Raw genomic sequence first — 13692 nt, 5'->3', positions numbered from 1 at the left:
AGCAGTCGATTATTGTGTGATTTGCTTATTAACCGCATAATCAACGAAAATTTGGAACGATCTTTCATGCCCGCTCTCGACGCCATCGATCGCAATATCCTGAGACTGCTGCGCCTCGATGCGCGCATGAGCAACGCCAAGCTCGCCGCCGAGATCGGCCTCTCTCCATCGGCCTGCCTCAGGCGCATCAAGATCATGGAAAAATCAGGCGTGATCCGCGGCTATACGGTGCTGGTCGACACCGGCAATGCAGATGAGATGATCGCCGTGATCATCAACATCACCCTAGAGCGGCAGACGGAGGACTATCTCGATCGCCTCGAGGCGGCGGTCCGCCGGCATCCCGAGATCCGGGAATGTTTTCTGATGACGGGTGGCTCGGACTACCTGCTGCGGGTGGAGGTTGCTAATGCGGGCGAGTTCGAGCGGATCCACAAAGAGATCCTTTCGACCTTGCCCGGCGTCCTCAGGATTCATTCCAGCTTCTCGATCCGCAATGTTCTGGCGACGCGCACGAGGGGCAGGCGCTGAGCCGCGATCACCAAGCCTATATCAATTCGAGCGCCGTGGCCTTGGCGACCGCTTCGCTTGTCGTGGCGACGGTCAACTTCCGCCGCGCCGAGGCGAGATAGAGCTGCACCGCGCTTACCGAAATGGACAGGCGGGCGCAAATCTGCTTCGCGAGCAAGCCATTGGCCGTCATCTCAAGACATTGCAGTTCGCGGCGCGACAATTGCGGAAAATCGGTTATTTTTCTCATCCCCGACAGAACCATCGCCCTGTCGTGGAGATGGTGGGCGAGAAACTGGAGGTCGCGCATGCTGTCCATGCGGAACTGTCGCCAGTAGGCGTCCGGGTGATTGGAGGTCACCGTAAACAGCGATCGCTCCCCGTGAGGTCCCCGCACCGGCAGGGTAACGCCTTGCCGGCCGACACCGAAGGCCATAGCCTCCTTGAAGAAGCCATATGCCTGGCCTGAATCCCATTTAGACGCAGACCATTCCACGGGCAGGAAGCCGCGCCGGCCGAGGCGCACGACGGGATCGATGCTGAAGTAGTCCCGCTCAAGATATTGCTTCACCCACTCGGGCGGGTAGGTCAGCATCAGCAATGGATTGCTGGCCGTCGCCCCCGAGGAGCGGGTCACATGCAGAACCATGTGCGATATCGCATAGATGTGGCGGACTTCGTCCAGCGTCGTTTCGAGATCCCGCAATGTCGGCGATGCGGAAATTCGATCCAAACTGTAGAAAAAACGAGAACTGCTCAGCATGAGATGGACTCGTGGTTGCGTGTTTTCCTGACTGCTCGCAGTGGTAACATTTCGCGGTTGCCGAGAACAGCATATTTTATGGCAACCATGGCGCGATATGAAGAACAGGTTAAAGAGCTGGCGAGACCGATCCCACTGCTGGGCGGCAGAACAGCGACGACGTTTACCGCATGCCGCTATCGGCGAGAGCTCTGGCAGGATTGGGAGAGGCTTGCTCCAGAAGTCGAGACAGGTTGGCCCGAAGTGTCCGACAATTGTCCGCCGTCACGTCCCATAGCCCGACATACAGCTTGCCGATCTCGGGCCGGGATCGGGCAAGCGGCGTCGGCCTCCAGCCGATCCTGCGATACACCCCGACCATTGCGACATCATAGACGCCGACGATGCTTTCGATACCCGTGTCGAACGCAAGATCGCAAAGCCCTGAGAGCAGTTCGGTGGCGACCGTGCGCGATTGGTCTATCTGTCCGGCAAGCGGATGAATGCAAAAGCGGGTACATTCCCAGGTCGTCGGGCTATCGACGTCGATAGGCTGATCGAAGAAATGCCGGAACTCGCTTTTGAGCATCGTCGCTCCTGTGGTCGGCAGCAGGCGCAGCGAACCCGTCAGCGTGCCGGAAGGCCGCTGCGTGACGAGATAGACGGGATCCTCCGCCTCGTCGTATCGGTCCCTTTCCCACTGGTCCCGGACATCGACCTGCCATCCTAGCCGATCGCGAAATACGGCGGCGCGTGCCCGGAACATTTCATCGAAAGCACGTCGATCGGTCTCGAGCATGTCTTTGGTGAGTATCCGCAACATATCCGTCCCTCCTGATGTGCTGACGTTTCACAACAGGAGGTCGACCGGGAGCAATCTGGATATTTCACCAGGTTGACCGGTGCTTCACTTTGCCTTCCCCTTTCATAAGAAGTTTCTGATGTTCGTCGATCGAAAGCTCTTGGTAATTGCCAATTTTAACGCAACCAACGGGAGGATTCTTGATGACCCACGACATGGCACGCGGCAAACGTATTCGAGAGGCGATATCCCGGGGCAAATTCCGGAAAGTTCACGCCCTGGCGGCCGAACTAGACGTGTCCGTCGCCGCCGTCTCACGCTGGCAAAATGGTGGCCATACCTCGCTGGAAAGCGCCTGCGCGCTCGCCGACCTGCTGGATGTCTCCCTCGACTGGCTGCTGCTCGGGCGAGGCACCATGGACTGGCATAGGAACAGCGCGATCTCCGCCACGGAATTGCAAATGGTTCTGGCGTTGCGCAACCGGTCTGCGGCAACGCGGTCCAATCTCGCCGGGCTGGTCGAATCCATCCCTCCGGAGCACCCGTAACGCCAAGCGCAATTCTGTGAGATTTTTTGACCTGAGATCAACACGTTTAGGTTGCTAAAAAGCAAATCGTCGACGATCTTTCTAGTTAAAGCTTCAACGGCGACACAACAGGACGGCCAGCCCCCGCCCTGCCCTCGCCGCCGCAGAGACCTTGTTTTCACTCTCAACGCAGAAGGGTCGTTGGCGTCGGCTTTTGACGTGAAACTATAAATACGCTGCCCGGAAATTATCGAAAAAGCGCATCGCCACCCATTCGGCCGCAATATTTCTCCCATCCGGATCCGGAATATTTCCTCGATCTGGTCCCAACAAGTCTCAACCGATTTTGGAGTCAGTCAATGACAGTTGCGCTTTGGAGTCAGTCCATGACAGGGGCGAACCCGGCCCATATCGGCGCCGCTGCGCCTGCAGTCAAACCGCGGCCTGCCTTCGCGCAGACCGATCTGGTTGCATTGTCGCGCTATTTTTCTCTTCTGATGATGCGCAACATCACAAGCGATGGCTATGTCATCGAGGATCCGGCATCGCCCGGCGTCTTTTCGGCCCCCGGCTGCGTCATCGCCGCACCCTCCTATCCAGCGAACACGCCGGGTGTCGACCAGGACTATGTTTTCAACTGGGTCCGCGACGGGGCCATCACGGCCATCGAGATCGCACTTGCCAGCTTGCTGCCCGTTCCGGGCGGGGTTTTGCCGAGCCTGGTCGACTACGTGAACTTCGCCGCGCTCTGCCAGGCGAATGCGAAGAATTCCGCGACCGTCACACTTGGCCACGCCTGCTTCACCATCACCGGCGAGGTTCGTCCGTGGTCGGAGCAGAATGACGGGCCGGCTATTCAGTCGATTGCAATCCTGACCCTGTTCGATCAGCTGGATGGCGCCACGCAGACGATCGCCAAACAATTGGTCGAGACAAACCTCTCTTATCTTCTCGAAGTTTACCAGAACAAGACCACAAATCTCTGGGAGGAATATGAGGGCTATTCCTTTTTCGCAAGAGCCGTACAGCTGCGCTTTTTCCGGGAAATTTCCACAAACACGATCGGCATTGCCGTGCCTGCCGGGGTGGCCGATGCCATCTCATGGCTGGAAAACCAGCTAGCCGCCCACTGGAACGGGCAGCTCTATGTGAGCATTCTGGATGCCGCGGAGCAAGCCGGTTACGACGCGAACATCGATATCGTCTCTTCGGTCTGCTATGGCGGGATCGAGCCGACCGACACCAAGCTTCTGGCAACGGCGGCCATCCTGCGGCGCCAGTGGGCCGATCCTTCGTCTTCGAACTATTACCCGATCAATGGCGCCGACGCGGCCAAAGGGCTCGGACCACTCTTCGGGCGCTATCCAGGCGACCATTACGATGGCGATGTGGCGGCTCCGGTGGTCGGCGGGCATCCCTGGGCTCTGTGCACCGCCAACTTCGCCGAGTTTCAATATCGGCTTGCCAATGCCATCGCGGCCAGCGGCGCCATTCCCCTCGATCAATTCTCCGAACCCTTCTTCGCGGAACTGGGGCTTGGCGCATCCAGCAGCGCCGCCGACGCGTCAGCTGCCTTGCGGGCTTCGTCCGACGGCATGCTGCGCGCCATCGTCTATCACAGTGATCACTATGAACTCAGCGAACAGTTCGATGGAACCGTTGGCTACGAGAAAAGCGTCCGGAATCTGACCTGGAGCTACGCCTCCTTTCTCTCGGCAGTCAGAGCCCGCTCCGCCGCCGCCCCGGCCGCTGCCAAGTCCAAACCCCGAAACTCCCGCGGCGCGAGGTCATGACGATTTCAGGCCGTCCGGCCTGAAATCTCGATTGAATCCAGAACGGCATGATCCGCAAAGCCTGATGCGGGCTTTCCGGGAATAATGGAGGACCAACGTGCTTTTTCCCCTCGAATCCGCGATAAAAGCCGATGCCAAGACCGTTGCTACGTCTGACGACTACGATCTCGTCATCGTCGGCAGCGGCATTTCCGGAGCAATCATTGCCAAGCAGGCTGCGGAGGCGGGCAAGCGTGTCCTTATCCTTGAAGCCGGAACCGGTGCCAATAGCACTCTGGCAGGCTATGACAATCTGCTGACGACGTTCTATTCGGCAGCCTCCAAGGACAACCAGTCGCCCTTTCCGCTGAATGCCAACGCGGCCATGCCCCGCAGCCCGCAGCTTCGCAAGCTGCAGGCGGGGGAAACCAATAGCTCGACCTATATCGTTCAATCTGGCCCCTATGTCAGCGATACGACATATACCCGCATTTTCGGCGGAACGACCATGCACTGGGAGGCGAAAACGCCCCGCCTGCTTCGCTCGGATTTCAAGACGCGCACCATTTTCGGCCAAGGGTTGGACTGGCCGCTGAGCTTTGAGGAAGTCGAGGATGATTACCGCCTGGCCGAGCGGGAAATCGGCGTATCGGCGAATGTCGAAGATCAGCAATATCTGGGGCAGACCTTCCCGGGCGACTATGTCTTTCCCATGCGCGGCCTGCCGCTTTCCTATCTGGATCAGCAGGTCAACAAGGGCATCGAAGGCACCAGTGTCGAACTTTACAACAAGACCTATCCCCTGAAGGTCAGGCCCTATCCGCAGGGGCGCAACAGCATACCGAACCCGGCCTATGACGGAGGGAAGGGTTACCGCCCCATCGGCGCAGTCGATACGCATCAGGTCGAAGAGGGCGGTCGCTGCCAGGGCAACACCAACTGCGTACCGCTCTGTCCCGTGCAAGCGCGCTACCACTCCGGCAAAACGCTTGCCAAGGCGTTCGCGGTAAACGGGAAAAGGGGCGAGCAGCTTGTCGAACTGTTGCCGCAGGCGGTCGCATCGAAGGTCAACATCGATCCGGATAGCGGGAAAGTCCGCTCTCTCGAGGTGAAGATTTACAAGGACCCGGCCTCACCGGCCCACGAGACCATCACCGTGAAGGGCAAGGTTTTCGTGCTTGCGGCAGGCGCGATCGAAACGGCGCGTCTCATGCTGGCCTCCGGCCTGCGCAGCACCAGCGGTCTTGTCGGACGCAATCTGATGGACCACGCCTATCTGCTGAACTGGGCGCTGATGCCGGAAATCTGCGGCACGATGCGCGGAACCAGTTCGACGGGCGGTATCGTGGACCTGCGGGACGGCCCTTTCCGGGAAAGGCAGGCCGCCTTCGCCATCGATATCCATAACGACGGTTGGGGTTGGGCCACGGGTGCGCCGACCTCCGACCTTCTCGAACTGGTGGATGATCACAACCTCTACGGGGCGGATCTTCGGCGCGGCATGATCGACCAGGTTTCGCGGCAGTTACTGCTGGCATTCATGATCGAGGTCATGCCCGTGGAAAGCAACCGCATCGCGGTGGATCCGCAATATACCGATGCGCTGGGCAACATGCGGCCCATCCTGTCCTTCACGGTTCCGGAATATACCATGAAGGGTGCCGCCTATGGCCGCCAGTTTGCGCGCACCGTCTTTACGCGCCTGGGCGCGCAGGATCATACCAAATACGACCCCAGCGATTTCGGCTATGTGGCCTATGAGGGGCAAGGCTATGCGATCCGCGGCGGCAATCATCTGGCCGGCACCCATATCATGGGAACGACGAAGACCAATTCCGTCGTGGACAAGAACCAGCGCAGCTGGGACCACGAAAACCTTTATCTCGTGGGCGGCGGCAGCATGCCGACGATCGGCACGGCCAATGTCACCTTGACGCTGGCCGCCATGTGCTTCCGAAGCGGCCGCGACATTCTGAAGTCTCTGCATTGAATGAAGACCGGCATCCGCTGCGCGGAACGAACCGATGGGCTCGACGCAAGCGACACGAAGCCGATCTGTGCACCCAACTTATCTTTCATGGAGCTTGAGCATGTATTCCTACAGCATTAAGACGCTCGACGAGCTGAAAGAGTTTCTCTATCGGGCGATGCAGCTCGAACATGCGACGATTCCGCCGTATCTGACGGCGCTTTACTCGATCAAGCCCGGCGTCAACAAGGATGCGACCCAGGTTCTGCGCGTGATCGTCGTAGAAGAAATGCTGCATCTGACCATTGCGGCCAATATTCTCAATGCCATCGGCGGCACGCCGGATCTTGTCAGGCCGGACTTCGTAGCCCGCTATCCCGCCGCCCTGCCGGACGGTGAGACCGATTTCAAGGTCAGCATCCAGGCTTTCAGCCGTGAGGCGCTGGCGACTTTCCTGAAAATCGAGCGGCCGGCCCAGCGTCCTGAACATCTCGTCGGCAAGGGCCTGATATATCGCAAAACTCCCCCTGATATCACCGCGCTTGCCAGCCATCCGAGGCATGAGGACCTCCATTTCTTCAGTATCGGTGAGTTCTACTCGACTATCGCGGAGGGCATCAAATACCTGGAAGCCGAAGCGCATGGGGCGGGCACAACCATCTTTACCGGCGACAATTCGCGCCAGATCACCTCGGAATATTATTACTCCGGCGGCGGCGAGTTGTTTCCCGTGACCGATCTCAAAAGCGCCTTGGAAGCCATCGACCTCATCATTGAACAGGGCGAAGGCGACGGTGGCGGTATCTACGACGATGACGACCACGAACTGGCCCATTACTACCGTTTCGAGGAACTGGTCAAAGGCCGCTACTACCAGAAGGGCGACCAGCCCGGCCACCCCACAGGTCCGCAGTTACAGGTCGATTGGGAAGGCGCCTATCCCATAAAAGAGAACCTGAAAGTGAAGGACATATACGAAGGCTCGGAACTGCGTGAGGCGGCGATCGTCTTCAACACGCGCTATGGCGAATTTCTCCAGCTTTTGACGCGTGCCTATAACGGTCAGCCGAGCCTGCTGCTGGAAGCCGTTCCGATGATGTTCGAATTTCGCAACATGATCCTCGAACTCATCCGCAATCCCCTGCCGAAACATTCCGACAAGAACGGCAGCCCTACTTATGAGATCCCCGGCGGTATCAAACAGTCAGCCGTCACCCGGCAGTCGGAGGTGAACGCATGAGCAACCGTTTCGAGGCATTTCTGGGTCTTTCCGTCGAATTGACGGCCTTCTCCCAGTTCGATCTTCTGGGAACGGGCCTGGCGGAACGCTATCTCGCTACGCTCGACAGGGTGGTCGGCGGCGAGATCGCCGACGCGCTGCTGGCCGCTTTCGCCGCCCTGCCACCGCCGGAAGGTGAGGCCCGTATCCAGGCAGTGCGCACGACCATTCTGGGCAATGAATTGCTGGGAGACGTGGCCCGCGCGCTAATCAAGCTCTGGTATTCCGGCACCTGGTTCGAGTTGTCCTCCGCCTGGACGGAGCGCTTTGGCCCCAGGGCTGCGAATACCACCTTCGTCGTTTCTCCCGATGCCTACGTCGAGGGTCTGCTCTGGAAGGCGATCGGAGCCCACCCCGCAGGCGCCAAGGGGCCTGGTTTCGGCTCCTGGGCCTTTCCACCGAAAATTCCAGCTTTTGCGGCTCTCGATTCCAAAACCTGAACTGACGCCATTTCCGCTTGTCTTCAAAGAACTGGATGATTGCCATGACAACACATCTGCATCGACTGACGCCCGCCAAGGTCTGGCTCGGTGTCATCCCCACGCTCTGGTGGAATGACGATTTCATCAATATCGACATCGGCATTCCCTACGAGCAGGCTCTGAGTGAAATGGTACTCGCCGGCTATGTCGGCTGCGGTGTCGGCCATAAATATCCGACCGATCCGAAAATATTGCGGCCTGTCCTCGAACTCAGGGGATTGCGGATTTCCGAGCCTTGGGTGAGCACCTACTTCACCATCAATGCGATGAAGCGTCATACGCTTGATAATGTCGATGCTCAGCTCGACTTCCTCGAAGCCATGGAAGGCGGCAGCGACGATCCGCGCAGGGCCGATCTGGTCGTCGCCGAGTTTGGCGGAGCGGTCAATCCGCTCCCCGTTGCCCTGTTTCCGAATTGCCCCGATTTCTCCGAGGACCAGTGGAAGCAGCTGATCGAGGGCCTGCATGAGGCAGGAGATAAAGCCAGGGCTCGCAACCGCCGGCTCTGCTATCACCCGCATCTGGGGACCGGGGTGATGAAGACGGAAGCGATCCACCGGCTCATGGACGAGACGGATCCTCGCCTGGTCAATATGCTTCTCGATACCGCGCACCAGGCGGCTGCCGGTGTCGATCCACTGGCGCTGGCCAGAAAATACGCCCACCGCATCAAGCATGTTCACCTGAAAGACTTTCGCGCCAAGGTGGTTAGGGAGATGCACACCGGAGGATTGTCCTTCCAGCAAGGGATCGAGGCGGGGATCTTCACCGTCCCGGGCGACGGCTCCATAGAGAGCTTTCCGGAAATCCTCGATGCGTTGGCCGAGGCGGATTTCGCCGGTTGGATCTGCGTCGAAGCAGAGCAGGACCCGGCTAAGGCCAATCCGCTGCAATACGCGAAAATGGGCCGCGAATATCTGCGCAAGCTGCTTGGATGGTAGCCCGGCGCGGAGTGTTTGTTTCAGCCCGGATGGCGATGTGCGGGAGGCGGAGACGGATCTCGCCTCATGACAATGGCGGGCGAGACATCATCCTGAACCACGCATTACTGGATAGCGACAGCTGGAGCGATGAAGATGGAAGAGGCACGCAGGCGAGATATATATTTCAGCTTCTTTATGTTTACAGCCGACTTGAGGCCGAATGACGCGGGCTATACCCAGGTTCTCGTCAGGCATCTGAAAGCTCTGACCGAGATCGGCTACACCGGCTTCGATGTGCATATCGCCCCAGGAGCGGCCCATGTCGGTCATCACACCGAGGTCGAAAGCTATATCAGCCTCAAGAGGGCGTTCGATCAGGCGGGCTTCCGGGATGTGAAGTTCACAACCAATGTAGGGACCACGCGAACCTTCGATCCGACCTCCCCTTACGAGGAACAGCGCAAGCAGGCTTTGTCCTATCTCAAATCCCGCGTCGACATCACCTCGGTGCTGGGCGGGGAGAATACGATCATGTCAGGGCCGTTCCTGTACCCCTATGGCATCTTTCCGCTGACGGATGACGGTGAAGGGATCTGGAGCGATGCGCTTCAGGATTGGATGAAGCCACGATACGCGGCGGCGGCCTCCATCTTCCAGGAATTGGCGCAATATTCCGCGAGGAAAGGGGTGAAGCTCGCCATCGAACCCGTCAAGAATTGGGAAACGCCCGGGCCGACCATGGTCTCGGAAGCGCTGGATTTTCTCGAAAGCGCCGACATTCCGGTCTGTGGCGTCACGATCGATACAGCCCAGGTCGTGATGGAAAGCCAGGGGCCGGCAATCTTCAGGAAAAATGTCGCCCGTGCCGTACAGCAGAGCCGGCTGAATTACGTTCATATATCAGCGCCGGACCGGGGCGCTGTTAGAGATAGCTGGATTCCCTGGGAGATTATGCTGGACGAAATCGAGCTGGTCTATTCCGGCCCCTATCTCGTCGAAGTCTTTAATGCGATTCCACCCTTTGAGAGCTCGATGAGAATGACGCGCAGACGCTTCTGGCGGCCCGGTGAGGACGCGCCGGAAGCGGGCGTCGACAGCGCCTACGACGTTGCGCGCGCCGCCCTGAAGACATTGGAGGAAAAGATCGCGTCCCGCGGCCGTTGATCTCATCCGTGATGGCGCTCGGGCGCACATGTTGGAACAACCCGGGAATGTTGGCCAGTAATGCTGGGGAGCCACATCTCCGCCGTGCCCGGTGAACGTCAAACCTCAGCAAACGACCTTTCAAACAGGGAGATACCTATGGTCACGCAATTGCCGGATCCCATTAAAATCGTCAGGCGAGCAGGCGATGTCCGTATTCATACTTTCATTTCAGCTTTCACCGATGACAACATCGCCAATGCAACGCACATAATCGAAAGCAGGAACAAACTTGTTCTTGTCGATGGGCAATTCCTCGTTCCCTATGCGCTGCAATTCAGGGAGTATGCCAACAGTATCGGCAAGGAGATCGACCGGATCTACCTGTCGCACAGGCACCCCGACCACTGGTTTGGCCTGGGAGCCGCATTCAGCGACGTTCCGATTTATGCATTGTCGGAAACGAAAGAGTTCCTGAGGCAGCACGGGCAAGATTCCGTCAATGACCATTGGAAAATGGGCAATCTCGCTCCGAAGAGCTTGGTAATCCCCGAAAAAACTGTCCGCGCCGGCGCGGAAATCATCGACGGAGTCAAATACATATTTGATGAAGTCGTTGATACGGAGATCGATTTTCTTCTTACCATCGGCCTTCCGGACGTCGGCGTTTTTATTGCGCAAGACCTGATCTACAGCGGAACGCACCTTTATCTGACGAAATACATGGAGCATTGGATTGGGATTTTGCAGGGTATGCTGCTGTCCGACTATGACCTGTTCCTTCCCGGTCACGGCTTTCCGGCTGACAAGAACGAGGTTGCCAAAAATATAGAGTATCTGTCCGTCGCCATGGAGGCCGCCGGCAACGGACTCACCAATGATGCTTTCAAGCGCTTCATGCTGGAAAGATTTCCCGAACGAAAATGCCCCGGAATATTCGACATATACATACCGCGCTTATTCGATAACGCGAGCGAGTTTTAATACGTCAATTGTCGTCAACAGGGGAGCCGTTGGTCATGGGCGATACATACACGGTTGGGCAATATCTGATCGACAGACTTCGTGAGCTGGGCCTGGGGCACCTGTTTTCCGTAGCGGGCGATTATTCGATCGAATGGGTGAACAGTTATGTCGAGGAAAGCGGTATTCAGGTCATCGAAGAGGTAAATGAACTGAACGCCGGTTATGCGGCTGACGGCTATGCGAGACTGAAAGGAATTGGTGCGCTTTGCGTTACCTATTCCGCAGGCTCGCTTTGCGCAACAAATGCGATCGCCGGATCTTACGTCGAGAAAGTGCCGGTCGTTCTGATCAACGGTGCGCCAAGCATCAAGAAAACGCTCACATTCGAACAAACCGGCTACAGTTCGCATCACTTCATCAGCGGGCGGGAAACGGATCTTCAGGTGTTCGAATACATAACGGCCGCTGCCGTCCGCATCGATAGCCCCCATCTTGCGCCTATGCTCATAGATTATGCGCTGACGCAGTGCATCACGGAAAGACGTCCGGTCTATATCGAGTTGCTGGAGGATATGGTGGACCTGGAATGCATGCGTCCGTCGAATGCATTAAAAGCGGCGCCAGACATATCCGACGAGGGCAGTCTCAATCAGTCGATCGCGCAAATCAGCGAAAGATTGCAAAATGCCACCAAACCCCTGATCTGGATCGGTGTCGAGATCGACCGGTTTGGCCTTCACGACCAGGCGGAACGGCTCATTCGGGACCTCAAAATTCCCTATGTGACCGAGCTTTTGAGCAAGGCCATCCTATCGGAAGACGATGTCCAATTTGCCGGGGTATTTGATGGCGAATCGTCGTCACCCTATGTCCAGTCTTTGGTCAAAGACTCCGACTTCGTATTGGCGCTGGGCGTCTGGTTGACTGATATCAATGATTTGGGCTGGCCTATCGATCTCGATAAAACCGCATTCGCCTCCTGGGATACAGTGAAATATGGCACGATCTTCAACGCAGAGGTTTCGCTGGCGGATCTCGTCAACGGCTTGATTGACAAAAGGCTGACGTGCAAAGCCCAAAGTCTTCCGGCGAAAACAGCCCGGCAAGCGCCGGTGGTGAATCCGGCAGGCGAAATTACCTATCAGGGCTTCTACGATTTCATTCAGCAGCAGATCGACGGAAATACTATCGTTGGTGCCGACGCGAGTTTGAATTATTTCGGGAGCCTGCTTCTTGAAGTGGGTGCTCGCCGCGGTTTCATCGTACAATCATCCTATTCGGCGATCGGTTATATCGGCCCGGCCGCGACCGGCGTTTCGCTGGCGAAGCAAGATCGACAGAGGCTGATGGTCTTTGCCGGGGATGGCGGGTTTCAGATGACCGCTCAATGCCTCTCGACACAAACCCGCTTCAATCTCAACCCGATCATCTTCGTGATGGACAACGGCATCTATGGCGTGGAGCAATGGCTTGCCGATGCATCGGTTTTCCATGGCAACAAGCCGTTCTACAATTCATGCATCCTGCACCGATGGAATTACAGCAAGTTGGCAGAGGTTTTTGGCTGCCAAGGCTGGAAGGTGGACACCTATGGCGAACTGGCGGAAGCCATAAATGGGGCCAAAGAAAACCTGAACAGTCCGTCCATCATCCAGGTCGTCGTGCCTCAGCGGTCGATCCCCGATAATGCGAACTGGAAAGCAAGCTAGAGCTGTTCAGCTTTTGGCGGAAGCGCGGAACCGCCCTAACCTTTTGTTTTTACGCAATTCCGGACGGAAAACCGCTTCGCACCTTTCCTGGAAATGCTTTAGAGCATGTCGCGCGAAACCGTGCAGCAGATGCCTCAGAAATGGTGACCCAGTTCCGCCTGCTATCGCGAGATTGTCTGTCTGATGCCGGCAATCCCGCGGCGCAGGAAGGGATCGGTGTGGATGTAGAAGAACTGAACACCCTTCTGCAGCCAATGAGGCAGTTCATCGGTGGTAACAAGCGTGCCTGCAACCCTGCCTGCTTCGCGGATCTTGTCGACGGCGACCGAGACCTTGTCCATGACCGCTTCGGGACGCGGCTTGCCGAAGGGCGGAGCCGGCGGATAGCCCATATTCTGCGAGAGATCGCCAGGTCCGATGAAGAAGACGTCGATGCCGTCGACCTTCAGCATCTCGTCGAGATTGTCGATGGCATCCACCGTCTCGATCATCGCCACCACCAGGCGCTTGTCGAAGTCGGACGGAAGAGCGTAACGGACGGCATCGACGATGGCGCGAGCCTGCTCCGCCGTGTCCACCATCGGGACCATGATGCCGTCAGCGCCCGCATTGAGATACCTGATGATGATCGGGCGTTCGTGCGAATGCGGCCGAACGATCGCCGCTCCGCCGACAGAACGGACAATCTGTGCAGTCATGCGCACATCGTCGAAGCTCCAGGTTCCGTGTTCGCAGTCGACGAAGACGGAATCGGCGCCGAGTTCCACCAGCCGGGCTGCCAGGCCCGACGAGGAGTGGTGCGGCGTATACATGGTGACTGCCTCGCCGGCCAACAGCCGGGCGCGCAATTTGGCTCCGTTCATCAATG

General features: G+C 57.7%; 13 protein-coding genes. 10 read left to right on the top strand and 3 right to left on the bottom strand.

What is annotated here, in order from left to right; genetic code table 11:
- Positions 1-66 precede the first annotated feature (66 nt).
- Complete coding sequence (locus tag ACD590_RS26120) at positions 67-531, top strand: Lrp/AsnC family transcriptional regulator (RefSeq protein WP_003550368.1); 465 nt, start codon at positions 67-69, stop codon at positions 529-531.
- A gap of 16 nt (positions 532-547) precedes the next feature.
- On the opposite strand, the gene ACD590_RS26115 is transcribed toward ACD590_RS26120, so the two are convergent.
- Together ACD590_RS26115 and ACD590_RS26110 are read right to left on the bottom strand one after the other, a co-directional pair.
- Positions 548-1273 (bottom strand): helix-turn-helix transcriptional regulator, encoded by a 726-nt coding sequence (locus tag ACD590_RS26115; RefSeq protein ID WP_018245421.1) that lies wholly within the window; start codon positions 1271-1273, stop codon positions 548-550.
- 163 nt (positions 1274-1436) lie between these two features.
- Positions 1437-2075 (bottom strand): acyl-homoserine-lactone synthase, encoded by a 639-nt coding sequence (locus ACD590_RS26110; RefSeq protein WP_018245422.1) that lies wholly within the window; start codon positions 2073-2075, stop codon positions 1437-1439.
- 182 nt (positions 2076-2257) lie between these two features.
- Here ACD590_RS26110 and ACD590_RS26105 point away from each other — a divergent pair, with 182 nt between their 5' ends.
- From ACD590_RS26105 to ACD590_RS26065, 9 genes are all read left to right on the top strand, one after another.
- On the top strand, positions 2258-2602 hold the full coding sequence (locus ACD590_RS26105; protein ID WP_018245423.1) for a helix-turn-helix domain-containing protein: 345 nt from the start codon (positions 2258-2260) through the stop codon (positions 2600-2602).
- A gap of 338 nt (positions 2603-2940) precedes the next feature.
- On the top strand, positions 2941-4374 hold the full coding sequence (locus ACD590_RS26100; protein WP_439003691.1) for a glycoside hydrolase family 15 protein: 1434 nt from the start codon (positions 2941-2943) through the stop codon (positions 4372-4374).
- A 97-nt stretch (positions 4375-4471) separates the two neighbouring features.
- Positions 4472-6343, top strand: coding sequence for a GMC oxidoreductase (locus ACD590_RS26095; RefSeq protein ID WP_439003690.1), 1872 nt, complete (start codon positions 4472-4474; stop codon positions 6341-6343).
- Between the two features lie 100 nt (positions 6344-6443).
- On the top strand, positions 6444-7562 hold the full coding sequence (locus tag ACD590_RS26090) for a ferritin-like domain-containing protein (RefSeq protein ID WP_439003689.1): 1119 nt from the start codon (positions 6444-6446) through the stop codon (positions 7560-7562).
- Positions 7559-8041, top strand: a complete 483-nt coding sequence (locus ACD590_RS26085) for a hypothetical protein (protein ID WP_247265095.1) — start codon at positions 7559-7561, stop codon at positions 8039-8041. Before ACD590_RS26090 ends, ACD590_RS26085 begins: the two co-directional genes overlap by 4 nt.
- 44 nt (positions 8042-8085) lie before the next feature.
- Positions 8086-9024, top strand: coding sequence for a myo-inosose-2 dehydratase (gene iolE, locus ACD590_RS26080; protein WP_439003688.1), 939 nt, complete (start codon positions 8086-8088; stop codon positions 9022-9024).
- A 129-nt stretch (positions 9025-9153) separates the two neighbouring features.
- Complete coding sequence (locus ACD590_RS26075; RefSeq protein WP_439003687.1) at positions 9154-10170, top strand: sugar phosphate isomerase/epimerase family protein; 1017 nt, start codon at positions 9154-9156, stop codon at positions 10168-10170.
- Between the two features lie 138 nt (positions 10171-10308).
- A complete protein-coding gene (locus ACD590_RS26070) occupies positions 10309-11133 on the top strand; it encodes an MBL fold metallo-hydrolase (RefSeq protein WP_439003686.1) in 825 nt (274 codons plus the stop codon).
- Positions 11134-11168: 35 nt separating this feature from the next.
- Entirely contained in the window at positions 11169-12824 is a 1656-nt protein-coding gene (locus ACD590_RS26065) for an alpha-keto acid decarboxylase family protein (RefSeq protein ID WP_439003685.1), read from the top strand.
- Between the two features lie 161 nt (positions 12825-12985).
- Here ACD590_RS26065 and ACD590_RS26060 read toward each other — a convergent pair whose 3' ends face one another.
- Positions 12986-13687 (bottom strand): HpcH/HpaI aldolase family protein, encoded by a 702-nt coding sequence (locus ACD590_RS26060; protein WP_439003684.1) that lies wholly within the window; start codon positions 13685-13687, stop codon positions 12986-12988.
- Positions 13688-13692 lie beyond the last annotated feature (5 nt).

Origin of the sequence: Rhizobium sp. 862_C5_N1_2, assembly GCF_051811205.1 — a bacterium.
GTDB lineage: Bacteria > Pseudomonadota > Alphaproteobacteria > Rhizobiales > Rhizobiaceae > Rhizobium > Rhizobium leguminosarum.
The sequence above is the reverse complement of the archived record's forward strand: the minus strand, read 5'-3'. Positions and strand labels throughout refer to the sequence as shown.

Bases quoted from the DNA above. Each gene is read 5' to 3' on its own strand.
- ACD590_RS26120 (WP_003550368.1), top strand. From the start codon at position 67: ATGCCCGCTCTCGACGCCATCGATCGCAATATCCTGAGACTGCTGCGC.
- ACD590_RS26115 (WP_018245421.1), bottom strand. From the start codon at position 1,273: ATGCTGAGCAGTTCTCGTTTTTTCTACAGTTTGGATCGAATTTCCGCA.
- ACD590_RS26110 (WP_018245422.1), bottom strand. From the start codon at position 2,075: ATGTTGCGGATACTCACCAAAGACATGCTCGAGACCGATCGACGTGCT.
- ACD590_RS26105 (WP_018245423.1), top strand. From the start codon at position 2,258: ATGACCCACGACATGGCACGCGGCAAACGTATTCGAGAGGCGATATCC.
- ACD590_RS26100 (WP_439003691.1), top strand. From the start codon at position 2,941: ATGACAGTTGCGCTTTGGAGTCAGTCCATGACAGGGGCGAACCCGGCC.
- ACD590_RS26090 (WP_439003689.1), top strand. From the start codon at position 6,444: ATGTATTCCTACAGCATTAAGACGCTCGACGAGCTGAAAGAGTTTCTC.
- ACD590_RS26085 (WP_247265095.1), top strand. From the start codon at position 7,559: ATGAGCAACCGTTTCGAGGCATTTCTGGGTCTTTCCGTCGAATTGACG.
- iolE (WP_439003688.1), top strand. From the start codon at position 8,086: ATGACAACACATCTGCATCGACTGACGCCCGCCAAGGTCTGGCTCGGT.
- ACD590_RS26075 (WP_439003687.1), top strand. From the start codon at position 9,154: ATGAAGATGGAAGAGGCACGCAGGCGAGATATATATTTCAGCTTCTTT.
- ACD590_RS26070 (WP_439003686.1), top strand. From the start codon at position 10,309: ATGGTCACGCAATTGCCGGATCCCATTAAAATCGTCAGGCGAGCAGGC.
- ACD590_RS26065 (WP_439003685.1), top strand. From the start codon at position 11,169: ATGGGCGATACATACACGGTTGGGCAATATCTGATCGACAGACTTCGT.
- ACD590_RS26060 (WP_439003684.1), bottom strand. From the start codon at position 13,687: ATGAACGGAGCCAAATTGCGCGCCCGGCTGTTGGCCGGCGAGGCAGTC.